Source organism: Streptomyces sp. NPDC048182 (genome assembly GCF_043202555.1).
Taxonomy (GTDB): domain Bacteria; phylum Actinomycetota; class Actinomycetes; order Streptomycetales; family Streptomycetaceae; genus Streptomyces.
On record NZ_JBIDAQ010000008.1, the window covers coordinates 86,430 to 113,085 of the forward strand.

The following is a 26,656-nucleotide window of genomic DNA, read 5'->3' on the forward strand; positions in this document are numbered from 1 at the left end:
CATGGGGAAGGGTCGGACAGTTTCCGGACAGAGATCCGGCGGTTGGGTGAGGGTCCGCCCGCCGATCTCCACCGAATCTGTACGACCCGCTCACCCACGGTACGAGGGCTCTCCGTCCGCCCGCGCTACGACCGTGACCCGGCCGCCTGCTCCCGGGTGGCCGCCGGCGCGGGCGCCTGCGGCGCGGCCGGGCCCCGGCCCGCACGGTCCGGGCGGACCACCAGGAGCACCAGCACCCCGGCGACCGCCGCGACCACGCCCGCCGTCACCGCCGCGGCGTTGAGGCCCTCGGCGAACACGGTGTGCAGCGTGCGGTCGCCGAAGGGACCGCGCAGGGCGCCCGCCGCGCCGCCCGCCAGGCCCTGGGCGGCGTCGTGCGGCAGGGTGTCGGCCATCCGCGAGGTCAGCACCGTGCCGAACAGCGCGATGGCGAGGGCGTAGCCGAGCTGCCGGAAGGTGTTGACCGCGCCGCCCGCCATGCCGGCCCGCTCCGGCGGGACCGCCGCCAGGGCAGCGCCCGCGATGCCGGGGGACACCAGGCCGGTGCCCACGCCGACCAGGATCAGACCCGGCACCAGGTCGGACGCGCTGGAGGAGGCGTCCAGGAAGGCCATGCAGAACTGCCCGACGGCGACCAGCAGCAGACCGCCCCCGATGGTGAACCGGGCCGGCACCCCGTGCAGCAGCCGCCCACCGGCCGCGGCCACCACGAAGGACGCCAGCGACATCCACAGGAAGACCAGGCCGCCGCGGACCGGGCTCATGCCGAGCAGCGTCTGGAGCCAGATCGAGGTGTACACCAGCACGCCGAACGCCGCCCCGTTGAAGGCCATCGCGCCCAGCATCACGCCGGAGAACGCGGGCCGCAGGAACAGCCGCGGGTCGATCAGCGGATCGGCCACCCGCCGCTCCACCACGACGAAGCAGACCAGCGCCAGCGCGGCCACCGCGAACGACGCGAGCGTGCCCGCCGCCGTCCAGCCGTGCGACCCGGCCCGCACCGCCCCGTACGTCACCGCGCCGGCGAACACCGCGAACACGACCGTGCCCGCCCAGTCCACCCGGCGCCCGCTCGCCCCGCGCGACTCCGGCACCACCCGCAGCGTCAGCCAGACCGCCGCCACGCTCACCGGCAGGTTCACCCAGAAGATCCACCGCCAGCCCGGGCCGTCGGTCAGCAGCCCGCCGAGCACCGGCCCCACGGCCGCCGCCGCGCCGCTGACCGCCCCCCACACCCCGAGCGCGGCCGAGCGCTGCCGGCCCTGGTAGACCGAGCCGAGCAGCGGCAGCGTCGTGGCGAACATCGCCGCGCCGCCGATGCCCTGAAGCGCCCGGGAGGCGATCAGCATCTCCGGCCCGGTGGCGAGCCCGCACAGCGCCGACGCCACCGCGAACAGCACCACGCCCACCACATGGACCCGGCGCCGCCCCAGCACGTCCGCCGCGGCACCCAGGCCGAGCAGCAGCGCGGCCAGCGCCAGCGCGTACCCGTCCATCACCCATTGCAGATCGCTCAGCGACGCGTGCAGCCCGTGCGCCATGTCCGGCAGCGCGACGACCGCGATCGTCACGTCCAGCAGCAGCATGAACGTCCCCAGGCACACCGCGGTCAGCGGCCCCCATGTACGCATGTCCCTCTTCTCCGTCCTGGCCGCCGTCCTTCGCGCGGCCCTCCGTACGATGGGTGCCTGGAGCCAGATCGAGCCGGTGCGCGGGCCGTGCGCGACGGAATCCGACGGGAGTGACCGGCATGCGGATGGAATCCGACACCTTCGACCAGCTCGACCTCCAACTGCTCACCGCCCTGGAGGTCAACGGCCGGGCCTCCTTCAGCCGGCTCGGTGACGTGCTCGGCGTCTCCGACCAGACCGTCGCCCGCCGCTACCGCCGGCTGAGCGCCGAGGGCGGGCTGCGCGTGGTGGCCGTGCGCGACGCCGACCGGCTCGGCCAGGACCACTGGACGCTGCGGCTGCGCTGCGTCCCGGACAGCGCGCTCGCCATCGCGGACGCGCTCGCCAAGCGGCCCGACACCAACTGGATCGGCCTCGCCGCGGGCGGCACGGAGGTCATCTTCGGCACCCGCCCGCGCAGCGCCGGCGCCCGCGACGAGCTGCTCCTCGGCCAGCTGCCGCGCACCCCGCGCGTGCTGGAGATCCGGGCCCACCAGATGCTGCACCGCTTCTGGGGCGGCCCGGCCGGCTGGCTGCGCAAGTTCGGCGTGCTCACCGACGACCAGATCGAGGCGCTGCGCCCCGACACCGGCGCCGCGCCGCCCGGACCGGCCCGCCTGGAACCCGAGGACGAGGCGCTGCTCGCCGTCCTGGAACGCGACGGACGCGCCTCCTACCCCGAGCTGCAGCGCGCCACCGGCCGCTCCGAGTCCGCCGTCAAGCGCCGCCTTTCCGCGCTGATCGCCTCCGGCGCCGTCTACATCGACGTGGAGTACCACTCGGAGATCTTCGGCTACCCCACCGCCGCCGTGCTGTGGATCACCACCGAGCCGGCCGCCCTGCACCGGGTCGGCGAGGCGCTGGCCGGGCACGACGAGGTCGCCCACGCCGCCGCCACCGCCGGACCGTCCAACATCATCGTCACGGCGGTCACCCGCAGCACCGCCGACCTGTACGCCTACCTGAGCGGCCCGCTCGGGCACCTGGAGGGCGTGCGGCACGTGGAGGCGTCGCCCTTCCTGCGCCGGATCAAGCAGCTCACCTACGCGAGGCCGGGGCGCTGAGGCCGCTCACGCGAGACCTGGCCGCTGAGGCCGCTGCAACCGGTCCTGGCCCGCCAGGACCGCCCGCGCCAGGGCGTCCGCCGCGCTCTGCGCCGAGGGGCGCCGGCGGCCGTGCACCAGGACGAAGTCGACCCGCCCCAGCTCGGGCAGCCCGGCCCGGTCCGCCACCTCCACCAGGCCCGGCGGGATCATGCCCCGCGAGTGGGCCATCACGCCGAGGCCCGCCCGGGCCGCCGCGATCAGGCCGTTGAGGCTGCCGCTGGTGCACGCCACCCGCCACTCCCGGCCCTGGCGGCCGAGCGCCTCCAGGGCGAGCGCGCGGGTGATGCCCGGCGGGGGATAGGCGATCAGCGGCACCGGGCGGTCCGGGTCGAGGCGCAGCCGCTCCGCGCCGATCCACACCAGCCGGTCCCGCCACACCGGCTCGCCCCGCGGGTCCTCGGGCCGCCGCTTGGCCAGCACCAGGTCCAGCTTCCCGGCGGCCAGCTGCTCGTGCAGGGTGCCGGACAGCTCCACCGTCAGCTCCAGGTCGACCTCGGGATGGTCGTGCCGGAAGCCCTCCAGGATCTCCGGCAGCCGGGTCAGCACGAAGTCCTCCGACGCCCCGAAGCGCAGCCGGCCGCGCAGCCGGGTGCCGGTGAAGTAGGCGGTGGCCTGCTCGTGCGCCTCCAGGATCCGCCGCGCGAAACCGAGCATCGCCTCGCCGTCCTCGGTCAGCTCCACCGAGTGGGTGTCCCGGGTGAACAACTGGTGCCCGGCCGCGTCCTCCAGGCGGCGCACGTGCTGGCTGACCGTCGACTGGCGCAGCCCGAGCCGCCGGGCGGCCTGCGTGAAGCTCAGCGTCTGCGCCACGGTGAGGAACGTGCGCAGGTGGGAGGGGTCGTACACGGTGACCACGCTACCCGCCCATCGCGGAACGTGATGACAGTCAGAGCGGTGTACCGGATTCCCGATCGTCGGGCGGGAGAGCAGGATGGAGGAGACGGAGGGGAAGCCGGTCCGAGCCGGAACCCCCACACCCTGCGAGCAACGGAGCACCGTGAAACGCCTGCGATGGCCGCGCCGGACGCCGGTCGACCCCTACGTGCTGCTGCTCCTGGCGACGGTGGGCCTCGCGGCCCTGCTGCCCGCCCGGGGCACCGGCGCGGACGTCGCCTCGGGCGCCTCCACGGCCGCCATCGCGTTCCTCTTCTTCCTCTACGGCGCCCGGCTCTCCACCCGCGAGGCGATGGACGGGCTGCGCCACTGGCGCCTGCACCTCACCGTGCTGGCCTGCACCTTCGTCCTCTTCCCGCTGCTCGGCCTGGCGGCCCGCGGGCTCGTGCCCGTCCTGCTGAGCCACCCGCTCTACCAGGGCCTGCTCTTCCTCACCCTGGTGCCGTCCACCATCCAGTCCTCGATCGCCTTCACCTCCATCGCCCGCGGCAACGTGCCCGCGGCGATCTGCGCGGGCTCCTTCTCCTCCCTGGTGGGCATCGTCGTCACGCCGCTGCTCGCCGCGGCCCTGCTGGGCAACAGCGGCGGGGGCTTCTCGGCGGACTCGCTGGTGAAGATCGTGCTCCAACTCCTCGTGCCGTTCGTCGCCGGGCAGCTGCTGCGCCGCTGGATCGGCGGCTTCGTCACCCGGCACAAGAAGGTGCTCGGCCTGGTCGACCGGGGCTCGATCCTGCTGGTCGTCTACACCGCGTTCAGCGAGGGCATGGTGCAGGGCGTCTGGCACCAGGTGAGCCCGCTGCGGCTGGCCGGGCTGCTGGGGGTGGAGGCCGTCCTGCTCGCCGTGATGCTGCTGCTGACCTGGTACGGGGCGCGGGCGCTGGGCTTCGGCCGGGCCGACCGGATCGCGATCCAGTTCGCCGGGTCGAAGAAGTCCCTCGCCTCGGGCCTGCCCATGGCCAGCGTGCTCTTCGGCGCGCAGGCGTCGCTCGCCGTGCTGCCGCTGATGCTGTTCCACCAGATGCAGCTGATGGTCTGCGCGGTCATCGCCAAGCGCCGCGCCCACGACCCGGAGGCGGCCGAGGAGGCGGCGGCGTCGGACGGGTCGGACGCGTCGGAGGCGGGGCGCACGGTGGTGGGCACCGGGACCGGGTCCGGCTGAGCACGGCGCGGGCGGGGGCCGGTGTCAGCCGGGTGCGGTGACGCGGTCCAGCGGCAGCCGGAGCACCGTCCCGGCGGTGGCCGGCCGCCCGGTCGCGATCTCCGTGTCGGTCAGCGCCCGCCGCCACACCCGTACGTCGGCCACGGCGCCCGTCAGCCGGGCCCGCCCGTCCGGGCGCTCGCCGACGTGCACGCCGAAGGGCGAGTCGCGGCTGACCGAGCCCGGCACGTCCGGCGCGGAGGCGCTCTCGGCGCCGTCCACGAACAGGGTCAGCCGGCCGCCCCCGCGGCGCAGCGTCAGCCGGTGCCAGACGCCGTCGTTCAGCGCGGCCGGGTGCCGCACGGAGGCCGAGCGCGGGGGCGCCGCGCCGTCCCGGGCGGTGATCAGGCCCTGGACGCGGCCCCGCGCCGGCTCGGCCCGCAGCCACACCTGCGGCTGACGGCCGCCGACCCCGCCCATCCACAGCAGCGGCTGCTCCCCGCCGGACGCGGTGTACCGCAAGCGCGTCGACGCCGTGAACTCCCCGGCCCCCAGCCGCAGCCGCTCGGCGTAGGGCAGGCGTACGGCGTCGTCGACGCCGTCGAACACGACCGCACCCCCCGCCGCCACGGCCCCGCCGAGCACCGCCGCCGGGCGGGCACCCGGCGCGAGGTCGGGCGTGGTCGGGTCGGGGCCCCGGCGGGGGCGGAGCCAACCCTCGGTGAAGCGGGCGAAGCGGATCTCGTCCCGGGCGTCGGCCGCCCCGGCCTCGTAGACCAGCCCGACCGTGCCGCCGCCGGCGTCGACCAGGTCGGAGTAGCCGGACCAGTCCCGGGTGACGACCGTGCCGCGGTCCACGCTGTCCCAGCTCGCGCCGCCGTCGTAGGAGGAGCGCAGCACCATCGTGCGGCGGCGGTCGGGGTCGGCGGGGGCGGCCAGCAGGATGCGGTCGCCCAGGCGCAGCAGGGAGCCCTGCACCCGCGGGGTGTACAGGTCGGGCAGCGTCGCGAAGGGGGCGGTGAAGCTGTCGCCGCCGTCCCGGCTGACGGCCTGCGTGCGGTGGCCCGGGTCGGTGCCGGCGTCCTCCCGGCCGCTGACCAGGAGCGAGCCGTCGGCGCGCTCGGTGAGGGTCAGCTCCGAGGGCTTCTGCCGGAAGGTGCCGTCCGCCTGGACCCGCCAGGTGTCGGTGGCCCCGATCCGCCAGTGCGCGCCGCCGTCGTCGCTGACGACCAGCGCGGCGTGGTTCGCGGTGACGCGGGTGCCGTCCCACGTCTCGGCGTTCACGCCGACGACCAGCCGCCCGTGGTGCCGGCCCCGGGTGAGCTGGACGCCGTGCACGGGGCCGGTGGCGTACCAGGAGTTCCACCCGGGCGGCAGGATCTCCCGGCTCAGGTCCCGGGCCGCCGACCAGGTCAGGCCGTCGTCGTCGCTCGACCGGAGCCGGGGCGTGCGGTCGCAGGGCACCGCGCAGTCGCCGGCGTCCGGGCGTCCGGTGTTGTACGTCTCCAGGAGCAGCACGCGGCCGGTCGCGCGGTCGACGACCGGGGCGGGGTTGCCGTGGGTGTCGCCGCCGCCCGGGTCGACCACGCGCAGCGGGCCCCAGGTACGCCCGCCGTCGGTGGAGCGCTTGAGGACGAGGTCGATGTCGGCGGCGTCCCCGCAGGTGCCGCGGCGTCCCTCGGCGAAGGCGAGCAGCGTGCCGGGCCGCGTCCGCACGACCGCCGGGATGCGGAAGCAGGCGTAGCCGGGGTCCCGGTCGGCCCGGAACAGCACCTGCTGCGCGAACTCCTCGGCCCGCGGCGAGGGCTCCGACCCGGCCTGTTGCGGCGTGACCGCCAGGGGCAGGGCGGCGGCGAGTGCGGCGAGCAGCGGGGCGCGCAGGGGTGACGGCATGGACGGATCGGCCTCTCGGGCGGCCCGCCGGATGGGCTGATCCGTCCGGCGCTCGGCGCTCAGTAGATCAGGACGCCCCGGCCCGGGACGCGTCCATATGATCACGCGCGTGTCGCCTTGGGACGGGCGTCCGCGCCGGGCGCCGGCCTCCGGGGGCGTCGGCCGGCCGCCGTGTCACCCGCCCGCGACTGCGGTCTCCAGGGCCACCCGGTCCTCGCCCGCGTACACGTTCATGGACCCGCCCCGCAGGAAGCCCACCAGCGTGAGGCCGGTCTCCTGGGCCAGGTCCACCGCCAGGGACGACGGGGCCGAGACCGCCGCCAGGAACGGGATGCCCGCCATGACGGCCTTCTGGGCCAGCTCGAAGGAGGCCCGCCCCGAGACGAGGAGCAGGGAGCGGGAGAGCGGCAGGCCGCCGTCCTGGAGGGCGCGGCCGACCAGCTTGTCCACCGCGTTGTGCCGGCCCACGTCCTCCCGTACGTCCACCAGCTCCCCGTCCGCCGTGAACAGCGCCGCCGCGTGCAGCCCGCCCGTGCGGTCGAAGACCTGCTGCGCCGAGCGGAGCCGGTCGGGCAGGGTCGCGAGCAGGTCCGGGGTGACGCGGACCGGGGGCGCGTCGGCGATGGCCCAGTGGGCCGACGTCCGCACCGCGTCCAGGCTGGCCTTGCCGCACAGGCCGCACGAGGAGGTCGTGTAGACGTTGCGCTCCAGGGTGATGTCGGGCACCGGCAGGTCCGGGTCCGTCGTCACGTCGACCACGTTGTACGTGTTGGAGCCGTCGGCCGTGGCGCCCGCGCAGTACACGACGTTGCTCAGGTCCTCCCGGCGGGCCAGCACGCCCTCGCTGACCAGGAAGCCGACCGCCAGGGCGAAGTCGTCGCCGGGAGTGCGCATCGTGATCGCCAGCGGCCTGCCGTTCAGCCGGATCTCCAGCGGCTCCTCGGCGACCAGGGTGTCGGGGCGGGTGGAGACCCGGCCGTCCCGTATGCGCAGTACCTTGCGTCGCTGTGTGACTCGTCCCATGACCCCCATTGTCGCCGCCGCGCCGGACTCCCTTGCCGACGCTGACCGAAGCCGACAAGGCGGGCGCCCGATTCCTGTCGCTTCACCTGCCCTCGTACCGGTGAGTACCTGATCACACTGGTGGATCCCGTACCCGAGGCACCGAGGGGTCCCGCTCATGCACGGCTCGCGCATCACCGCCGTCGGTCACTACCAGCCCGCCAAGGTGCTCACCAACGAGGACCTGGCCAATCTGGTCGACACCAGCGACGAGTGGATCAGGAGCCGGGTGGGGATCCGTACCCGGCGGATCGCGGGCCCCGACGAGCCGGTGGACGAGCTGGCCGCGCACGCCGCCGCGAAGGCGCTGGCCGCGGCCGGGCTCGCCCCCGCCGACGTGGACCTGGTCCTCGTCGCCACCTCGACCGCCGTGGACCGCTCCCCGAACACCGCCGCCCGCGTCGCCGCCCGCCTCGGCATGCCGTCCCCCGCGGTGCTCGACCTCAACGTCGTGTGCGCCGGCTTCACCCACGCCCTGGCCAGTGCCGACCACGCCGTCCGGGCCGGCGCCGCGCGCCGGGCGCTGGTGATCGGCGCGGACAAGATGTCCGAGGTGACCGACTGGACCGACCGCACCACCTGCGTGCTGGTCGGTGACGGGGCGGGGGCCGCCGTCGTGGAGGGCTGCGCGCCGGACGGGGAGCCGGGGATCGGCCCGGTGCTGTGGGGGTCGGTGCCGGAGATGGGCAACGCGGTGCGCATCGAGGGCACGCCCCCGCGGTTCGCGCAGGAAGGCCAGAGCGTCTACCGCTGGGCCACGACCCGGCTGCCGGCCATCGCCCGCCAGGCGTGCGAGCGGGCCGGCACCGACCCGTCCGACCTCGCGGCCGTGGTCCTGCACCAGGCCAACCTGCGCATCATCGAGCCGCTCGCGCAGCGGATCGGCGCGGTCAACGCGGTGGTGGCCCGGGACGTCGTGGAGTCCGGCAACACCTCGGCCGCCAGCATCCCGCTGGCCCTGTCCAAGCTGGTCGAGCGGGGCGAGATCGGCAGCGGCGACCCGGTCCTGCTGTTCGGCTTCGGCGGCAACCTCTCCTATGCCGGACAGGTCGTCCGCTGCCCCTGACCCGTCCACCGACGGCCCGCGCGGCCCGGTTTGTGCCATACCGCCCTTTCCTTTGTCCACTGAGTGGAGAAAGTGGGAGGCAATTCCTGCGCGACTTCTTCCCACGCCCGACGCCCACTGCTACGTTCCCCTCGAAAGCAAGCCAAGGACATGGCCGGTGACCGGGAGGGGTTCGTGAGACGCATGACGGCACGACCCGCGAACGCCCACCAGGCCCGGCTCCTGAAGCTTCTGCGCGACGGCGGCCCCAACTCCCGGGCCCAGCTCGGCGACCAGGTCGACCTCTCGCGGTCCAAGCTGGCCGTCGAGGTGGACCGGTTGCTGGAGACGGACCTGGTCGTCGCCGACGGACTCGCCGCCTCCCGCGGCGGGCGCCGCTCGCACAACATCCGGCTCAACCCCGGACTCCGCTTCCTCGGCGTCGACATCGGCGCGACCTCGGTCGACGTCGCCGTCACCAACGCCGAGTTGGAGATCCTGGGACACATCAACCAGCCCATGGACGTCCGCGAGGGGCCGGTCGCGGTCTTCGAGCAGGCACTGTCCATGGCCGCCAAGCTGCGCGCCTCCGGGCTCGCGGAGGGCTTCGACGGCGCCGGCGTCGGCGTCCCGGGGCCGGTCCGCTTCCCCGAGGGCGTGCCGGTCGCCCCGCCGATCATGCCGGGCTGGGACGGCTTCCCCGTCCGGGAGGCGCTCAGCCAGGAACTCGGCTGCCCGGTCATGGTCGACAACGACGTGAACCTCATGGCGCTGGGGGAGCAGCACGCGGGCGTCGCCCGCACCGTGCACGACTTCCTCGTCGTCAAGATCGGTACGGGCATCGGCTGCGGGATCGTCGTCGGCGGTGAGGTCTACCGCGGTACGACGGGCAGCGCCGGCGACATCGGGCACATCCAGGCCGTCCCCGACGGCCGCCCGTGCGCCTGCGGCAACCGGGGCTGCCTGGAGGCCCACTTCAGCGGCGCGGCCCTGGCCCGCGACGCCACGGAGGCCGCCCAGCAGGGGAGTTCGGCCGAACTCGCGACCCGCCTGGAGGCGAACGGGGGCCTCAGCGCCGCCGACGTCGCCGCCGCGGCGGCCGCGGGCGACGCCACCGCGCTCGACCTGATCCGCGCGGGCGGCCGGAGCACCGGCCAGGTCATCGCCGGGCTGGTCAGCTTCTTCAACCCCGGGCTCGTGGTGATCGGCGGCGGGGTGACCGGCCTCGGCCACAACCTGCTCGCCGCCATCCGCACCCAGGTCTACCGCCAGTCGCTGCCCCTGGCGACCGGCAACCTGCCCATCGTCCTGGGCGAGTTGGGCCCCACCGCCGGCGTCATCGGCGCGGCCCGGCTGATCAGCGACCACCTGTTCTCACCCGCGTAGGCACCACCCGGTTTCCCACCCGAGTAGGCACCACCCGCTTCCGATCCGCGCAGGCACCGCCCGGTGCCCCGTCCTTGCCCCGCCCTGCCCCGATCCTTGCCCCGCCCTGCCCTGACACCGGCCCGCACGCCCGCCGAGGGGACCTCACATGGCACCAGAAGCACCGCTGCTCAGCATGTCCGGCATCACCAAGTCCTTCCCCGGCGTCCGCGCCCTCGACGGCGTCGACCTCGACGTCCAGGCCGGCGAGGTGCACTGCCTGCTCGGCCAGAACGGGGCCGGCAAGTCCACCCTCATCAAGGTCCTGGCCGGCGCCCACCAGCCCGACACCGGCACCATCCGCTGGCGCGGCGAGGAGGTCGTCCTCCGCTCGCCGATCGCCGCCATGCGCCTCGGCATCGCCACCATCTACCAGGAACTCGACCTGGTGGAGCACCTGTCGGTGGCGGAGAACGTCCACCTCGGCCACGAACCGACCGCCGCCGGCTTCGTCGTACGGGGCCGCACCGCCCGCACGTCCACCGCCCGGCTGCTCGCCCGGCTCGGCCACCCCGAGATCGACCCGGGCCGCCTCGTCGGGGACCTCTCGGCGGCGCAGCAGCAGATCGTCTCCATGGCACGCGCGCTCTCCCACGAGGTGCGGCTGATCGTGATGGACGAGCCGTCCGCCGCGCTCGACCCGGACGAGGTCGCCAACCTCTTCCGCATCGTCGGCGACCTGACCGCCGACGGCGTCGCCGTCGTCTACATCTCCCACCGCCTGGAGGAGATCCGCCGCATCGGCGACCGGGTCACCGTCCTCAAGGACGGCCGGGCCGTGGCCGGCGGACTGCCCGCCGAGTCGACACCGACCCGCGAGGTGGTCGCGCTGATGACCGGGCGCAACGTCGAGTACGTCTTCCCCGACCGGCCCGTGACGCCCCCGGCGGGTGAACCGGTGCTGACCGTACGGGGGTTGTCCCGGGCCGGCGAGTTCGCGCCGCTGGACCTGGAGGTCCGCCCCGGGGAGATCGTCGGCCTCGCGGGGCTCGTCGGCTCGGGCCGCTCCGAGGTCCTGGAGACCATCTACGGCGCCCGCAGGGCGAGCACCGGCGAGGTCCTGGTCGACGGCCGCCCGCTGCGGCCCGGCAGCGTCCGGGCCGCCGTACGCGCCGGGCTCGGCCTCGCGCCCGAGGAGCGCAAGGCACAGGCGCTGCTGATGCTGGAGTCCGTCACCCGCAACGTCTCCGTCTCCGCCATGTCCCGCTTCTCCCGCGGCGGCTGGATCGACCGCGGCGCCGAACGCGGCGCGGCCCGCGCCGCCACCCGCGAACTGTCGCTGCGGCCCGACAACCCCGAGGTGCCCGTGCGCACCCTGTCCGGCGGCAACCAGCAGAAGGCCGTGCTCGCCCGCTGGCTGCTGCGCGGCTGCCGGGTGCTCCTCCTGGACGAGCCGACCCGCGGCGTCGACGTCGGCGCCCGCGCCGAGCTGTACGCGGTCGTGCGCCGCCTCGCCGACGATGGCCTCGCGGTGCTGCTGGTCTCCAGCGAGGTGCCCGAGGTCCTCGGCCTCGCCGACCGGGTCCTCGTCCTGCGCGAGGGCACCGTCGTGCACGAGGCGCCCGCCCGCGAACTCGACGAACACCGCGTACTCGACCTCGTGATGGAAGGAAGCCCGGCGTCATGACGCAGCACGTGTCCCCGCCACGGGGCGGCACCGGCAAGACGGCTCCGGCGGTGGACGAACCGCCCGCCTGGCGGGGCCTGGTGGCCCGCGCCGACGTCCGCACCCTCTCCCTGCTCGGCGTGCTCGCCGTACTGATCCTCATCGGCGGCATCACCCAGCCCGACGCGTTCCTCGACACCCGCAACCTCCAACTGGTGCTCACCCAGGCGTCGGTGATCGGGGTGGTGACCGTCGGCGTCACCTTCGTGATCATCTCCGGCGGCATCGACCTGTCCGTCGGCGCCATCGTCGCCCTCGCCTCGGTGTGGGCGACCACGGTGGCCACCCAGGACTTCGGCTTCACCGGCATCCTCTTCACCGCCGTCGTGGTCGGCGTCGGCTGCGGGCTGGTCAACGGGGTGCTCATCGCCTACGGCAAGATGGTGCCCTTCATCGCCACCCTCGCCATGCTCGCCTCGGCGCGCGGCCTGGCCCTGCAGATCACCGACGGGCGCACCCAGGTCGTCACCGTCGACTCCGTCCTCGACCTCGGCGAGCGCGACTCCTACCTCCTGGGCATCCCGCCCCTGGTGCTGGTGTTCGCCGCCGTCACCGTGATCGGCTGGCTGGTGCTGAACCGGACCACCTTCGGGCGCCGCACCGTCGCCGTCGGCGGCAACGCGGAGGCCGCGCGGCTGGCCGGCATCGATGTCAGGCGCCAGCGGCTCTACCTGTACCTGCTGTCCGGGCTGTGCTGCGGCATCGCCGCCTTCCTGCTGATCGTCCTGGCCGGCTCCGGCCAGAACACCAACGGCAACCTCTACGAACTCGACGCCATCGCCGCCGCGATCATCGGCGGCACGCTGCTCAGCGGGGGGCGCGGCACCATCGTCGGCTCCGTGCTCGGCGTCCTGATCTTCACCACGATCACCAACATCTTCGCCCTGAACAACCTGCAGAGCGACGTCCAGCAGATCGCCAAGGGCGCGATCATCGTCGCCGCCGTGCTGGTCCAGCGCCGTACCGCAAGCACGACCTGAGGAAAGGGTTCCCGCCACCATGCCGCAGCTCAACACGAGTCGCAGAGGACTGCTCTTCGGAGCCGCCGCCGTCTCCGCCGGTGCCCTCCTCACCGGATGCACGAGCAACGACAGCGACGACGACAAGCCGGCCGCGAACGACCAGCCGGCCACCGACGACAAGCCTGGCAAGCAGGTCACTATCGGCTTCGCCGGCCCGCAGGCCGACCACGGCTGGCTCAACGCCATCAACGACAACGCCAAGAAGCGGGCGGAGAAGTACTCCGACGTCACCCTGGAGATCACCGAGGGGTCCAACGACACCGCCCAGCAGATCGGCCAGATCGAGACCCTCATCAACAAGAAGGTCGACGTCCTGGTGGTGCTGCCCGCCGACGGCAAGGCCCTCACCCAGGTCGGTCTGAAGGCCATGCGGGCCGGCATCCCGGTGGTCAACCTCGACCGCGTCTTCAACACCCCCCAGGCGTACCGCTGCTGGATCGGCGGCGACAACTACGGCATGGGCCTGAGCGCCGGGCACTACATCGGCGAGAAGCTGAAGGGGAAGTCCGGGGCCAAGGTCATCGAGCTGGCCGGCCTGGACAACCTGGAGCTGACCAAGCAGCGCACCCAGGGCTTCGACGACGCGCTGAAGAACTACCCGAACATCAAGAAGGTCGCCCGCCAGGCCGCCGACTTCACGGTGGAGTCCGGCCAGGCCAAGATGGCCCAACTGCTCCAGGCCCAGTCGAAGTTCGACGCCCTGTGGAACCACGACGACGACCAGGGCGTGGGCGCGCTGCGGGCCATCGAGCAGGCCGGGCGCGACGACTTCCTGATGGTCGGCGGCGCCGGCGCGCTCTCCGCCTTCCAGGCCATCGAGCAGGACAAGGGCGTACTGAAGGCGACCGTGCTCTACCCGCCCACCATGGCCGCATCCGCCATCGACCTCGCCCGCGCGCTCGGCCAGTCCAAGGGGGTCGCCGGCCTCGCCGAGTTCGAGATCCCCACCTCGCTGACCTGCTACTCGGCCGTCGTCGACAAGGAGAACGTCGCCCAGTACATGTCCACCGGCTTCCGCTGACGGGCCCACCGGGCGGCCCGCCGGCCCTGCCGGGCGGCGGGGGCCCCGCGGACCGGCGTAGCCGCGGTCAGTGGTGCCACGCCCGACCCCCCTCCCGCGCAGCTGCGGGCGCTGGTGCGGCGCCCGCTCACCCTCCCGCGCAGCTGCGGGCGGTGGTGCCGCGCCCGGCCCCCTCCCCCCTCCCGCATAGCTGCGGGCAGTCGTGCCGCTGGGGCGGCACGGGTGGGCGCAGCGGCACCCCGCAGCGCCGGGCTGCGCCACGCCCCCCGGGTCCGCATCCGCGCCGGGGCGCGTATCCAGCGTCGGTCGGCGTCTGCCGGGAGGGACCGCGCCTCCGCCGGGAGGGACCGCGCCCGCCGGGAGGGACCGCGCCCCCGCCCGGAGGGCACCGCACCGCGCCCGGCGAGCCCGACCAGCCCGCCGCAGGGACCCGCACCGGGGCCCACCGTGAGACCAAGACCAGGAGGACAACCGCATGGGACAGCCGCAGCAGCCCGAGGGGGCCGAGGCGCCGCCGGCCGCAGGACCCGCCGCGAGGGAAGAGGCCGACGCCGCACAGGCGACCACGCACCGGCCCCCCCTACGCGTGGGCATGGTCGGCTACGCCTTCATGGGCGCCGCCCACTCCCAGGGCTGGCGCACCGCCGGCCGCGTCTTCGACCTGCCGCTGAACCCGGTGCAGGCCGCCATCTGCGGCCGCGACCCCGGCGCGGTAAGGGCCGCCGCCGACCGGCACGGCTGGGCGAGCACCGAGACCGACTGGCGGGCCCTGATCGCCCGCGACGACATCGACCTGGTCGACATCTGCACCCCCGGCGACAGCCACGCCGAGATCGCGCTCGCCGCACTCGCCGCCGGCAAGCACGTCCTGTGCGAGAAGCCGCTGGCCAACTCCGTCGCCGAGGCCGAGGCGATGACCCTCGCCGCCGACGACGCCGCCCGGCGCGGCCTGCTCGCCATGGTCGGCTTCAACTACCGCCGCCTCCCCGCCACCTCGCTGGCCCGGCGCATGGTCGCCGAGGGCCGCGTCGGCCGCCTGCGGCACGTGCGGGTCAGCTACCTCCAGGACTGGCTGGTCGACCCGCAGGCCCCGCTGACCTGGCGGATGCGCCGCGAACTGGCCGGCTCCGGCGCACTCGGCGACCTCGGCGCGCACATCGTGGACCTCGCGCAGTACGTGACCGGCGACCGGGTCGCGGGCGTATCGGCGCTCACCGAGACCTTCGTCCGCGAACGCCCGCTCCCCGAAGGCGCCGCCAAGGGACTGACCGCCGGGTCGGCCGACGGCGTCACCGGCGAGGTCACCGTCGACGACGCCGCCGTCTTCACCGGCCGCCTCACCTCCGGCGCCCTCGCCACCTTCGAGGCCACCCGCTACGCCACCGGCCGCAAGAACGCCCTGCGCATCGAGCTGAACGGCGAGCGCGGCTCCCTCGCCTTCGACCTGGAACGGCTCAACGAGCTGTCGTACCACGACCACACCGAGCCCGGCGCGCACGCCGGCTTCCGCCGCATCCTCGTCACCGAGCCCGAGCACCCCTACCTCGACGCCTGGTGGCCGCCGGGCCACGGCCTCGGCTACGAGCACACCTTCGTCCACCAGGTCCGCGACCTCGTCCACGCCCTCGCCGAGGGCCGCCGCCCCGAGCCCTCCTTCGCGGACGGCCTCCAGGTGCAGCGCGTGCTCGCCGCCGTGGAGGAGAGCGCCGAGAAGAACTCCGTCTACACGCCGATCGCCCCCTGACGCCCACGCCCACGCCACCGCCCCGAAGGAGGCCGTACACACCATGCCGCGCGACTTCACCCTCTTCACCGGCCAGTGGGCCGACCTGCCCCTGGAGGAGGTCTGCCGCCACGCCCGCGACTTCGGCTACGACGGCCTGGAACTCGCCTGCTGGGGCGACCACTTCGAGGTCGACAAGGCCCTCGCCGACCCGGCCTACGTCGAGTCACGCCACCAACTCCTCGACAAGTACGGCCTGAAGTGCTGGGCGGTCTCCAACCACCTGGTCGGCCAGGCCGTCTGCGACGCCATCATCGACGAGCGCCACCAGGCCATCCTGCCCGCCCGCATCTGGGGCGACGGCGACGCCGAGGGCGTGCGGCAGCGCGCCGCCGCCGAGCTGAAGGACACCGCGCGGGCCGCCGCCCGGCTCGGCGTGGACACCGTCGTCGGCTTCACCGGCTCCGCCATCTGGCACCTGGTCGCCATGTTCCCGCCGGCCCCCGAGTCGATGATCGACCGCGGCTACCAGGACTTCGCCGACCGCTGGAACCCGATCCTGGACGTCTTCGACACCGAGGGCGTGCGGTTCGCGCACGAGGTCCACCCCAGCGAGATCGCCTACGACTACTGGACCACCCAGCGCGCCCTCGCGGCCGTCGACCACCGCCCGGCCTTCGGCCTCAACTTCGACCCGTCGCACTTCGTGTGGCAGGACCTGGACCCGGTCGGCTTCCTCTGGGACTTCCGGGACCGGATCTACCACGTCGACTGCAAGGAGGCCCGCAAGCGCCTCGACGGCCGCAACGGCCGCCTCGGCTCCCACCTGCCCTGGGGCGATCCGCGCCGCGGCTGGGACTTCGTCTCGGCCGGTCACGGCGACGTGCCCTGGGAGGACGTCTTCCGGATGCTGCGCTCCATCGACTACCGGGGCCCGGTCTCCGTCGAGTGGGAGGACGCCGGCATGGACCGGCTCCAGGGCGTTCCCGAGGCCCTCACCCGCCTGAAGGCGTACGACTTCGAACCGCCGTCCGCCTCGTTCGACGCGGCGTTCGGCAACTGATCCGACCCCCGACATCGGCCGCCCCCGGGATGACGGCGCATCCCGGCACCGGCCCGCGCACCCGCCCCGCCCCACCGGCTCCCGCATCGGAGGCATTCGTGCACGGGAACGACCGCACCACCGCCACCACCCATCCCCATCCCCCCACACCCCCGGCCCGCGGCCGGCGCCCGTCCTTCCGCCAGTCGCTCGCCCTGCTCAGCGGCGCCCTGCTGGCGGGCACCTCGCTCACCCTCGCCGCCCCCCACGCGGGCGCCGCCCCGGCCGCCCACCACCCCGCCCCGCCCGCCGCCGCCGAGGACTTCCAGCAGGTCACCCTCGCCAAGGGCGAACCGGAGGTCGGCGAGCCCATGTCGCTCGCCGTGCTGCCCGACCGCTCCGTGCTGCACACCTCCCGCGACGGCGAACTCCGCCTCACCGACGCGGCCGGCACCACCAGGCTCGCCGGCAAGCTCGACGTGTACAACCACGACGAGGAGGGCCTGCAGGGCGTCGGCGTCGACCCCGGCTTCACCCAGAACCGCTTCATCTACCTCTACTACGCGCCCCCGCTCGACACCCCCGAGGGCGACGCCCCCGAGACCGGCACCGCCGCCGACTTCGCCCCCTTCGACGGCGTCAACCGGCTCTCCCGGTTCGTGCTGAAGCAGGACGGCACCCTGGACGCGGCCAGCGAGAAGCAGGTCCTCGACGTCAAGACCTCCCGCGGCACCTGCTGCCACGTCGGCGGCGACATCGACTTCGACGCCGCCGGGAACCTCTACCTCTCCACCGGCGACGACTCCAACCCGTTCCAGTCCGACGGCTTCACCCCCATCGACGAGCGCGCCGACCGCAACCCGGCCTTCGACGCCCAGCGTTCGGCCGGCAACACCAACGACCTGCGCGGCAAGATCCTGCGCATCAAGGTCCAGGCCGACGGCTCGTACACGGTCCCCGAGGGCAACCTCTTCCCGCCGGGCATCGAGAAGACCCGGCCCGAGATCTACGCCATGGGCTTCCGCAACCCCTTCCGCTTCAGCGTCGACAAGGCGACCGGCATCCTCTACGTCGGCGACTACGGCCCCGACGCCGGCGCCGCCGACCCGAAGCGCGGCCCGGCCGGCCAGGTCGAGTTCGCCCGGGTCACCAAGCCCGGCAACTTCGGCTGGCCGTACTGCACCGGCGACAACGACCCGTACGTGGACTACGACTTCGCCACCAAGGCGTCCGGTGCGACCTTCGACTGCGCGGCCCCGAAGAACGACTCCCCGCACAACACCGGCCTCACCGACCTGCCCCCGGCGCAGCCGGCCTGGATCCCGTACGACGGCGTGTCCGTGCCCGAGTTCGGCGACGGCTCCGAGTCCCCGATGGGCGGCCCGGTCTACCACTACGACCCCGCCCTCGACTCGCCGGTGAAGTTCCCCGAGATCTACGACGGCGACTTCTTCGCCGGTGAGTTCGGCCGCCGCTGGATCAAGCGGATCACCAGCGACGCCGACGGCACCATCCAGTCCATCGGGGACATCCCCTGGACCGGCACCCAGGTGATGGACATGGCCTTCGGCCCCGACGGCGCGCTCTACGTCCTGGACTACGGCACCGCCTGGTTCGGCGGCGACGAGTACTCCGGCCTGTACCGCATCGAGAACGCCACCGACGGCCACTCGCCCGTCGCGCAGGCCGCCGCCGACCGCACCTCGGGACAGGCCCCGCTGAAGGTGCGCTTCTCCTCGAAGGGCACCAGCGACCAGGACGGCGACGCGCTGACCTACGCCTGGGACTTCGGCGACGGCACCAAGTCCACGGCGGCCAACCCGTCGCACACGTACCGGAAGAACGGCACCTACACCGCCACCCTCACCGCGAAGGACACCACCGGCCGCACCGGCAGCTCCAGCGTGCAGGTCGTGGTCGGCAACACCGCGCCCACCGTGAAGCTGCAACTCCCGGCGGACGGCACGCTCTTCAGCTTCGGTGACGACATACCGTTCCAGGTGAAGGTCACCGACCCCGAGGACAAGAAGCCGATCGACTGCGCCAAGGTCAAGGTCACCTTCGTCCTCGGCCACGACACCCACGGCCACCCGCTCACCTCGGCCAACGGCTGCACCGGCACCATCAAGACCAGCGCCGACGGCGGCCACGACGAGAACGCCAACATCTTCGGCGTCCTCGACGCCGAGTACACCGACAACGGGGGCGGCGGCCAGGCCGCGCTCACCACGCACACCCGGCACGTCCTCCAGCCCCGGCACCGGCAGGCCGAGCACTTCGGCGACTCCTCCGGCGTCTCGGTGATCAGCAAGGAGGCCGCGCACGGCGGCAAGACGGTCGGCGAGATCCACGACGGCGACTGGATCTCCTTCACGCCGTACGTCCTGAAGAACGCCACCGAGGTCACGGCGCGCGTCGCCTCCGGCGGTGCCGGCGGCACCCTGGAGATCCGGGCCGGCTCCGCCAAGGGCACCCTGCTCGGCAAGGCCACCGTGCCGGTGACCGGCGGCTGGGAGACCTTCCAGGACGTCTCGGCGAACCTCACCAAGGCGCCCAAGGGCACCACGACGCTCTTCCTGGTCTTCAAGGGGAAGGGCACGGGCGCCCTGTACGACGTGGACGACTTCACGTTCACCACGGGCTGAGGCCGCGCCGGCCTCGCCGCACGAACGGCGACGGGCGGGGGACGCCGGACCCCCGCCCGCCGCCTCCCTCCCCCCTGAAGCGCCCGATCGACGTGCTCGTGCTCGACAAGGAGGCCGCCCATGTCCGCGTCCCGTTCCGATTCCCGTACCGGTGTCTGGCTGGTCGGGGCCCGCGGCTCCGTCGCCACCACGGTGGTCGCGGGCTGCGCCGCCGTCACCGCGGGGCTGCACCCGCCGGTCGGCATGGTCACCGAGACCCCCGCCTTCGCCGGCGCCGGGCTGCCCGCCCTGTCCTCGCTCGTGTTCGGCGGGCACGACACCCTGGACTGCCCGCTGCCCAAACGGGCCGAGGCCCTCGCCGCCGGCGGCGTGCTCCCGCCCGGTCTGCCCTCCGCCGTCCACGCCGAACTGGCCGCCGCCGACCGGGACATCCGCCCCGGCGGCCCGCTGCCCGGCGACACCCGGGGCGAGGACGAGCTGATCGACGCCTTCGCCGCCGACCTCCGCGACTTCGCCGAGCGCGTGGGCGCCCGGCGCACGGTGGTGGTGAACGTGGCCTCCACCGAGCCCGTCGCGGCCGGCGCCGCCCTGCCGCCCAGCTCCCTGTACGCGGCGGCGGCCCTGCGCGCCGGCTGCCCCTACGTCAACTTCACCCCGTCCACCGGTCTGCACCACCCCGCGCTCGCCGCACCGGCGGCCGACAGCGGCCTGCCGTACGCCGGCCGCGACGGCAAGACCGGCCAGACGCTGCTCCGCTCGGTGCTCGGCCCGATGTTCGCCCAGCGGGCGCTCGCCGTGCGGGCCTGGTCCGGCACCAACCTCCTCGGCGGCGGCGACGGCGCGGCCCTCGCCGACCCGGCCGCCGCGGCGGCCAAGAACGCCGGCAAGGAACGCGTCCTCGCCGACACGCTCGGCGGTCCCGTGGAGGGGCAGGTCCACATCGATGACGTCCCCGCGCTGGGCGACTGGAAGACCGCCTGGGACCACATCGCCTTCGACGGCTTCCTCGGCGCGCGCATGGTCCTCCAGACCACCTGGCAGGGCTGCGACTCCGCGCTGGCCGCACCCCTGGTCCTGGACCTCGCCCGCCTGACCGCCCGCGCCCACGAGGCCGGCCGCGCCGGGCCGCTGGGCGAACTGGGCTTCTTCTTCAAGGACCCGGTGGGGGAGGGGCCGGCGGGTCTTGGGGAGCAGTACGCGGAGCTGGTGCGGTTCGGGGAGGAGCTGCGCGGGGACGGGGCCGACGCCGGTGCGGGGGAGCGCAGGTGAGGGCCCTGAAGGAGAGGGCGGCGGCCGGTAACACACCGGTGTTGAGCAGTCCGCCCCCGCCGCGCGAGGCGTCGGTCGCGGCTGCCGCGAAACCCACGGCCGCCACCGCCTCCGCCTGGGCTGAACTCCTCCGTCTCCCCGCCCTGTTCACCGTCCCCGGCGACGCCCTCGCCGGCGCCGCCGCGGCCGGGCTGCGCCCCGGGCCCCGTACGCTGCTCGCCGTCGGCTCCTCGCTCTGCCTCTACGAGGCGGGCATGGCCCTCAACGACTGGGCGGACCGCGCGGAGGACGCCGCCGAACGCCCTCACCGCCCGATCCCCTCCGGCCGGATCCGCCCCGCCGCCGCCCTGGCCGCGGCCGGCGCCCTGACCGCCGCGGGCCTGGCCCTGGCCGCCCGCGCCGGCCGCCAGGGCCTCGCCGTCGCGGCCCCCCTCGCGGCCACCGTCTGGGCCTACGACCTCGCCCTCAAGCACACCCCGGCCGGCCCCGCCGCCATGGCCGCCGCCCGGGGCCTCGACCTGCTCCTCGGCGCGGCGGCGACCGGCGGCACCACCGGGGCGGCCCTGCCCTCCGCCGCCCTGCTCGCCACCCACACCCTCGCGGTCACCGCCGTATCCCGCGAGGAGACCCGGGGCGGCTCCCCGCTGCCCCCGCTGGCGGCCCTGGCGACGACGACCCTGCTGACCGGCCTGGTGACCCGCCCCGACGCCCCGCGAACCGCGGCGGACCGAGCTGTGCCGAACACGCCCGGCCCGTCGGACGCCCGCACCCGGTCCGCCGCCGCCACCGCCCTCGGCGCCCTCTACGCCGCCACCGCCGCCCGCCCCTACTTCCACGCCGCCCTCAACCCCTCACCCCCGCTCGTCCAACGCGCCGTCGGCGGCGGCATCCGGGCCACCATCCCCCTCCAGGCCGCCCTCGCCGTCCGCGCCGGAGCCACCGGCGCCGCCCTGCTCGTGACGGCCCTCGCCCCGCTGGGCCGGCGGTTCGCGAAGAAGGTGAGCATCACATGAGCCACCCCCGCACCCCCGGCGGGCTCCGCTTCGGCTACGGCACCAACGGCCTCACCGACCTCCGCCTCGACGACGCCCTCGGCCTCCTCGCCGACCTCGGCTACGACGGCGTGGGGCTGACCCTCGACCACATGCACCTCGACCCGACGGCCGACGACCTGCCCGCCCGCACCCGCCACGTCGCCCGCCGGCTGGAGACGCTCGGCCTCGGCGTGACCGTCGAGACCGGCGCCCGCTACGTCCTCGACCCGCGCCGCAAGCACGGCCCCGGCCTGCTCGACCCCGACCCCGCCGACCGCGCCCGCCGCACCGGCCTCCTGGTCCGCGCCGTGCGGGTCGCTGCCGACCTCGGCGCGTACGCCGTGCACTGCTTCAGCGGCACCACCCCGCCGGGCACCGACGAGGACACGGCCTGGCTGCGGCTCGCCGACTCCCTCGGCCCCGTTCTGGAGGCCGCCGCCGACGCGGGCGTCCCCCTCGCCGTCGAACCGGAGCCCGGCCACCTCCTCGCCACCCTCGACGGCTTCCACCGGCTGCGCCGCACCCTTGGCGACCCCGAGCACCTCGGCCTCACCCTGGACATCGGCCACTGCCAGTGCCTCGAACCCCTCCCGCCCGCCGACTGCGTCCGCGCCGCCGCCCCCTGGCTGCGCCACGTGCAGATCGAGGACATGCGCCGCGGCGTCCACGAACACCTCCCCTTCGGCGACGGCGAGATCGACTTTCCGCCCGTCCTCGCGGCCCTCGCGGACACCGGCTACCAGGGCCTCACCGTCGTCGAACTGCCCCGCCACTCCCACGCCGGCCCCCACCACGCCGCGCACTCCCTCCCGTTCCTCCACGCGGCGGCCACCGCCGGCCGCACCGAAGGGAGCCCCGCCCGATGACGCACCCGAACGAGACCGTCCGCGCACCCGAGGGCACCACCCCGGCCGACCTGCGCGCCGACCTCACCGCCCGCCTCGGCGGAGCAGCCCGCGCCTGGCTGGACCAGGCTATGGACGAGGCCGCCGCCCACCCCCGCACCGAGGGGCCCGTCTCCGTCTGGGAGCTGCGCCTCGCCGAGGCCGGCCGCCGCTGCGGGCCCGCGCACGCCGACGCCGCCCGCGTCCTGATCCTGCACGCGGCCCGTGCCGACCACGCCGCCCTGGCCCGCGTCTACGCCCAGGGCACCGCCGACGAGCGGCGCGCCGTGCTGCACGCGCTGCCCCACCTCGTGCCCGGCCCCGACGCCCTCCCGCTCGTCGAGGACGCCCTGCGCACCAACGACACCCGCCTGGTCGCCGCCGCCCTCGGCCCGTACGCCGCCCGGCACCTCGACGCCCACCAGTGGCGGCACGCCGTACTGAAGTGCCTGTTCACCGGCGTCCCGGTGGACCGGATAGCGGCTCTGGATCGCCGTGCCCGCGCCGACGCCGAACTCGCCCGCATGCTCGCCGACTACGCCGCCGAGCGCACCGCCGCGGGCCGCCCCGTCCCCGACGACCTGCACCGCGTCCTGGCCCTGACCGAACCCGCCGGCCCCCACGACTCGCAAGGCCACCATGCCTCGCACGGCCCCCACGGCAAGGAGTCCTGATGCGTATCTTCGACCCCCACATCCACATGACCTCCCGCACCACCGACGACTACCGGGCCATGCACGCCGCCGGGGTCCGCGCCCTGGTCGAGCCCGCCTTCTGGCTCGGCCAGCCCCGCACCTCGCCCGCCTCCTTCCACGACTACTTCGACGCCCTGCTCGGCTGGGAACCCTTCCGCGCCGCCCAGTACGGCATCGCGCACCACTGCACGATCGCCCTCAACCCCAAGGAGGCCAACGACCCGCGCTGCCTGCCCGTCCTGGACGACCTGCCCCGGTATCTCGTCAAGGACCGCGTCGTCGCCGTCGGCGAGATCGGCTACGACTCCATGACCCCCGCCGAGGACACCGCGCTCGCCGCCCAGCTCCAACTCGCCGCCGACCACGGCCTGCCCGCCCTCGTGCACACCCCGCACCGCGACAAGCTGGCCGGACTGCGCCGCACGCTGGACGTGGTCCGCGAGTCCGCCCTGGACATCGACCGCGTCCTGGTCGACCACCTCAACGAGACCACCGTCAAGGAGGCCAGGGCCGCCGGCGCATGGCTCGGCTTCTCCGTCTACCCCGACACCAAGATGGACGAGGCCCGGATGGTGGCGATCCTGCGTGAGTACGGCCCGGAGAAGGTGCTGGTCAACTCCGCCGCCGACTGGGGCAACAGCGACCCGCTGAAGACCCGCAAGGTCGCCGACCTGATGCTCGCCGAGGGCTTCACCGAGGACGACGTCGACCGGGTGCTGTGGCGCAACCCCGTCGCCTTCTACGGCCTCAGCGGCCGCCTGGAACTCGACGTGGCCGCGCCGGACCCCACTCACGAGGGCAACTCCGTGCTGCGCGGCGGGGAGTGAGCGATGCGCTTCCGGCACCCCGACGGCTCCGTCGTCCACCTCGCCTACTGCACCAACGTGCACCCCGCCGAGACCCTCGACGGCGTCCTCGCCCAGCTGCGCGACCACTGCGAGCCGGTCCGTCGCCGCCTGGGCCGCGACCGCCTCGGCATCGGCCTGTGGCTGGCCCGCGGCGCCGCCCACGCCCTGATCACCGACCCCGCCGCGCTGCGCGGTCTGCGCGCCGAACTCGACCGGCGCGGCCTGGAGGTCGTCACCCTCAACGGCTTCCCCTACGAGGGCTTCGGCGCCGAGGAGGTCAAGCACCGCGTCTACCGCCCCGACTGGGCCGACCCCGAACGCCTGGACCACACCACCTCCTTGGCCCGCCTCCTCGCCGCGCTGCTCCCCGACGACGTCACCGAGGGCACCGTCTCCACCCTGCCGCTCGCCTGGCGCACCGCCTACGACGACGCCCGCGCCGACAAGGCCCAGGCCGCCCTCGCCACCCTCGCCACCCTCGCCGAACGCCTCGACGCGCTCCAGGACCTCACCGGCCGCTCGGTCCGCATCGGCCTGGAACCCGAGCCAGGCTGCGTGGTGGAGACCACCCGCGACGCCATCGCCCCGCTCACCGCGCTCGGCCGCCCCGACCGCGTCGGCCTCTGCCTCGACACCTGCCATCTCGCCACCTCCTTCGAGGATCCCGACACCGCCCTGGACGCCCTGGCCGCCGCCGGCGTCCCCGTCGTCAAGTCCCAGCTCTCCGCCGCCCTGCACGCCGAGCACCCCGCGCGCCCCGAGGTCCGCGCGGCCCTCGCCGCCTTCGCTGAGCCCCGCTTCCTGCACCAGACCCGCACCACCACCGACGCGGGGCTGCTCGGCACCGACGACCTCGACGAGGCCCTGACCACGGACGCCCTGCCGGACGCCGCCCCTTGGCGGGCCCACTTCCACGTCCCGCTGCACGCGGCCCCCGCCGCGCCCCTCACCTCCACCCTCCCCGTCCTCAAGGCCGCGCTGGCCCGCCTCGTCGGCGGCCCGCGGCCCCTCACCCGCCACCTGGAGGTGGAGACCTACACCTGGCAGGCCCTGCCGCCCGAGCTGCGGCCCCGCGGCCGGGCCCAGCTCACCGACGGCATCGCCGCCGAGCTGACCCTCGCCCGCGACCTCCTCACCGACCTCGGCCTCAAGGAGCTGCCGTGACCTCTCCCGACCCGGCCCAGCGGCCCACCCCGCTCCTCGTCCTCGACGTCGTCGGCCTCACCCCCCGCCTCCTCGACCACATGCCCCACCTCAAGCGGCTCGGCGCGACCGGCTCCCGCGCCGCCCTCGGCACCGTCCTTCCCGCCGTGACCTGCGCCGCCCAGTCCACCTTCCTCACCGGCACCCACCCCGCCGAGCACGGCATCGTCGGCAACGGCTGGTACTTCCGCGAACTCGGCGACGTCCTGCTGTGGCGCCAGCACAACGGGCTCGTCGCCGGCGACAAGCTGTGGGACGCCGCCCGCCGCGTCCACCCCGGCTACACCGTCGCCAACATCTGCTGGTGGTACGCGATGGGCGCCGACACCGACATCACCGTCACCCCCCGCCCCGTCTACTACGCCGACGGCCGCAAGGAACCCGACTGCTACACCCGGCCGCCGGAGCTGCACGACGAGCTGACGGCGAAGCTCGGCACCTTCCCGCTGTTCCACTTCTGGGGGCCCGGCGCCGACCTGGTCTCCAGCCAGTGGATCATCGACGCCACCCGGCACATCCAGCGCACCCGACACCCCGACCTGACCCTGTGCTACCTCCCGCACCTCGACTACGACCTCCAGCGCTACGGCCCCGACGACCCCCGCTCCCTCAAGGCCGCCGCCGACCTCGACGTGGCCCTCGCCCCGCTCCTGGACGACGCCCGCGCCGAGGGCCGCACCGTCGTCGCGCTCTCCGAGTACGGCATCACCCGCGCCGACCGGCCCGTGGACATCAACCGCGCCCTGCGCCGCGCCGGCCTCCTGGAGGTGCACACGCAGGACGGCATGGAGTACCTCGACCCGATGGCCTCCCGCGCCTTCGCGGTCGCCGACCACCAGATCTCCCACGTGTACGTCCGCCGCCCCGAGGACCTGGACGCCGTCCGGGCCGCCCTCGAAGGGCTGCCCGGCATCGACCAGCTCCTGGACGACGCCGGCAAGAAGGCCCACCACCTCGACCACCCCCGCGCAGGCGAGCTGGTCGCCGTCGCCGAGCCCGACGCCTGGTTCACGTACTACTACTGGCTCGACGACGCCCGCGCGCCCGACTTCGCGCAGCTGGTCGAGATCCACCGCAAACCCGGCTACGACCCGGTCGAGCTGTTCATGGACCCCCTCGACCCCTACGTCAAGGTCAAGGCGGCCACCGCCCTGGCCCGCAAGAAGCTCGGCATGCGCTACCGCATGGCGGTCGTGCCCCTGGACCCCGCACCTATTCGCGGCAGCCACGGCCGCCTCCCGGCGAGCGACGACGACGGTCCGCTCCTCATCTGCTCCACCCCCCGCGCTGTCGGCGACCGCGTAGCGGCCACCGACGTCAAGCAACTCCTGCTCGGACTGGCCGGACTCGGCTGACACGCTCCGCTGTTTC

Annotated in this window: 21 protein-coding genes; 17 read left to right on the top strand and 4 right to left on the bottom strand. The window is 74.6% G+C overall.

All coding sequences use genetic code 11. The annotated features are described in order from the left end of the window. Positions 1 to 125: 125 nt before the first annotated feature. Positions 126 to 1,631, bottom strand: coding sequence for an MFS transporter (locus ACGFZL_RS17775; RefSeq protein WP_393692679.1), 1,506 nt, complete (start codon positions 1,629 to 1,631; stop codon positions 126 to 128). Between the two features lie 119 nt (positions 1,632 to 1,750). Here ACGFZL_RS17775 and ACGFZL_RS17780 point away from each other — a divergent pair, with 119 nt between their 5' ends. Then, positions 1,751 to 2,734, top strand: coding sequence for an Lrp/AsnC family transcriptional regulator (locus ACGFZL_RS17780; RefSeq protein ID WP_393692681.1), 984 nt, complete (start codon positions 1,751 to 1,753; stop codon positions 2,732 to 2,734). Between the two features lie 6 nt (positions 2,735 to 2,740). On the opposite strand, the gene ACGFZL_RS17785 is transcribed toward ACGFZL_RS17780, so the two are convergent. Beyond that, a complete protein-coding gene (locus ACGFZL_RS17785) occupies positions 2,741 to 3,622 on the bottom strand; it encodes a LysR substrate-binding domain-containing protein (protein WP_393692683.1) in 882 nt (293 codons plus the stop codon). A 151-nt stretch (positions 3,623 to 3,773) separates the two neighbouring features. Here ACGFZL_RS17785 and ACGFZL_RS17790 point away from each other — a divergent pair, with 151 nt between their 5' ends. Beyond that, the gene (locus tag ACGFZL_RS17790) at positions 3,774 to 4,829 is read left to right on the top strand and encodes a bile acid:sodium symporter family protein (protein WP_355170352.1); all 1,056 of its coding nucleotides are present in this window, start codon (positions 3,774 to 3,776) and stop codon (positions 4,827 to 4,829) included. Between the two features lie 24 nt (positions 4,830 to 4,853). Here ACGFZL_RS17790 and ACGFZL_RS17795 read toward each other — a convergent pair whose 3' ends face one another. Then, positions 4,854 to 6,701, bottom strand: coding sequence for an exo-alpha-sialidase (locus ACGFZL_RS17795; RefSeq protein WP_393692686.1), 1,848 nt, complete (start codon positions 6,699 to 6,701; stop codon positions 4,854 to 4,856). A 174-nt stretch (positions 6,702 to 6,875) separates the two neighbouring features. After that, the gene (gene fdhD / locus ACGFZL_RS17800; protein ID WP_393692688.1) at positions 6,876 to 7,724 is read right to left on the bottom strand and encodes a formate dehydrogenase accessory sulfurtransferase FdhD; all 849 of its coding nucleotides are present in this window, start codon (positions 7,722 to 7,724) and stop codon (positions 6,876 to 6,878) included. A gap of 157 nt (positions 7,725 to 7,881) precedes the next feature. Here fdhD and ACGFZL_RS17805 point away from each other — a divergent pair, with 157 nt between their 5' ends. The 15 genes from ACGFZL_RS17805 to ACGFZL_RS17875 all read left to right on the top strand — a co-directional run bounded on the left by ACGFZL_RS17805 (position 7,882) and on the right by ACGFZL_RS17875 (position 26,640). Continuing rightward, positions 7,882 to 8,829, top strand: coding sequence for a beta-ketoacyl-ACP synthase III (locus ACGFZL_RS17805; RefSeq protein ID WP_393692690.1), 948 nt, complete (start codon positions 7,882 to 7,884; stop codon positions 8,827 to 8,829). Positions 8,830 to 9,012: 183 nt separating this feature from the next. Beyond that, on the top strand, positions 9,013 to 10,194 hold the full coding sequence (locus ACGFZL_RS17810) for an ROK family protein (protein WP_355170358.1): 1,182 nt from the start codon (positions 9,013 to 9,015) through the stop codon (positions 10,192 to 10,194). A 148-nt stretch (positions 10,195 to 10,342) separates the two neighbouring features. Beyond that, entirely contained in the window at positions 10,343 to 11,860 is a 1,518-nt protein-coding gene (locus ACGFZL_RS17815; protein ID WP_393692692.1) for a sugar ABC transporter ATP-binding protein, read from the top strand. Next, complete coding sequence (locus tag ACGFZL_RS17820; RefSeq protein ID WP_393692694.1) at positions 11,857 to 12,879, top strand: ABC transporter permease; 1,023 nt, start codon at positions 11,857 to 11,859, stop codon at positions 12,877 to 12,879. The genes ACGFZL_RS17815 and ACGFZL_RS17820 overlap by 4 nt, the downstream gene beginning before the upstream one ends. Before the next feature lie 19 nt (positions 12,880 to 12,898). After that, positions 12,899 to 13,942 (top strand): substrate-binding domain-containing protein, encoded by a 1,044-nt coding sequence (locus ACGFZL_RS17825; protein ID WP_393692696.1) that lies wholly within the window; start codon positions 12,899 to 12,901, stop codon positions 13,940 to 13,942. 475 nt (positions 13,943 to 14,417) lie between these two features. Further along, positions 14,418 to 15,686 (top strand): Gfo/Idh/MocA family protein, encoded by a 1,269-nt coding sequence (locus ACGFZL_RS17830; RefSeq protein ID WP_393692698.1) that lies wholly within the window; start codon positions 14,418 to 14,420, stop codon positions 15,684 to 15,686. A 43-nt stretch (positions 15,687 to 15,729) separates the two neighbouring features. Then, positions 15,730 to 16,728 (top strand): sugar phosphate isomerase/epimerase family protein, encoded by a 999-nt coding sequence (locus ACGFZL_RS17835; protein ID WP_393692700.1) that lies wholly within the window; start codon positions 15,730 to 15,732, stop codon positions 16,726 to 16,728. Positions 16,729 to 16,826: 98 nt separating this feature from the next. Further along, a complete protein-coding gene (locus ACGFZL_RS17840; protein WP_393692702.1) occupies positions 16,827 to 19,352 on the top strand; it encodes a PQQ-dependent sugar dehydrogenase in 2,526 nt (841 codons plus the stop codon). Positions 19,353 to 19,472: 120 nt separating this feature from the next. After that, on the top strand, positions 19,473 to 20,621 hold the full coding sequence (locus tag ACGFZL_RS17845; RefSeq protein ID WP_393692704.1) for an inositol-3-phosphate synthase: 1,149 nt from the start codon (positions 19,473 to 19,475) through the stop codon (positions 20,619 to 20,621). A 38-nt stretch (positions 20,622 to 20,659) separates the two neighbouring features. Continuing rightward, entirely contained in the window at positions 20,660 to 21,634 is a 975-nt protein-coding gene (locus tag ACGFZL_RS17850) for an SCO3242 family prenyltransferase (RefSeq protein ID WP_393692955.1), read from the top strand. Beyond that, on the top strand, positions 21,631 to 22,521 hold the full coding sequence (locus ACGFZL_RS17855; RefSeq protein WP_393692706.1) for a sugar phosphate isomerase/epimerase family protein: 891 nt from the start codon (positions 21,631 to 21,633) through the stop codon (positions 22,519 to 22,521). The genes ACGFZL_RS17850 and ACGFZL_RS17855 overlap by 4 nt, the downstream gene beginning before the upstream one ends. Next, positions 22,518 to 23,213, top strand: a complete 696-nt coding sequence (locus tag ACGFZL_RS17860) for an EboA domain-containing protein (protein WP_393692708.1) — start codon at positions 22,518 to 22,520, stop codon at positions 23,211 to 23,213. Before ACGFZL_RS17855 ends, ACGFZL_RS17860 begins: the two co-directional genes overlap by 4 nt. Next, positions 23,213 to 24,061 carry a TatD family hydrolase gene (locus ACGFZL_RS17865; protein WP_393692710.1) on the top strand — a complete coding sequence of 283 codons (849 nt, stop codon included), beginning with the start codon at positions 23,213 to 23,215 and terminating at the stop codon, positions 24,059 to 24,061. The genes ACGFZL_RS17860 and ACGFZL_RS17865 overlap by 1 nt, the downstream gene beginning before the upstream one ends. A 3-nt stretch (positions 24,062 to 24,064) precedes the next feature. Continuing rightward, positions 24,065 to 25,246 (top strand): metabolite traffic protein EboE, encoded by a 1,182-nt coding sequence (eboE, locus tag ACGFZL_RS17870; protein ID WP_393692712.1) that lies wholly within the window; start codon positions 24,065 to 24,067, stop codon positions 25,244 to 25,246. Beyond that, on the top strand, positions 25,243 to 26,640 hold the full coding sequence (locus ACGFZL_RS17875) for an alkaline phosphatase family protein (protein ID WP_393692714.1): 1,398 nt from the start codon (positions 25,243 to 25,245) through the stop codon (positions 26,638 to 26,640). Before eboE ends, ACGFZL_RS17875 begins: the two co-directional genes overlap by 4 nt. Positions 26,641 to 26,656: the final 16 nt, after the last annotated feature.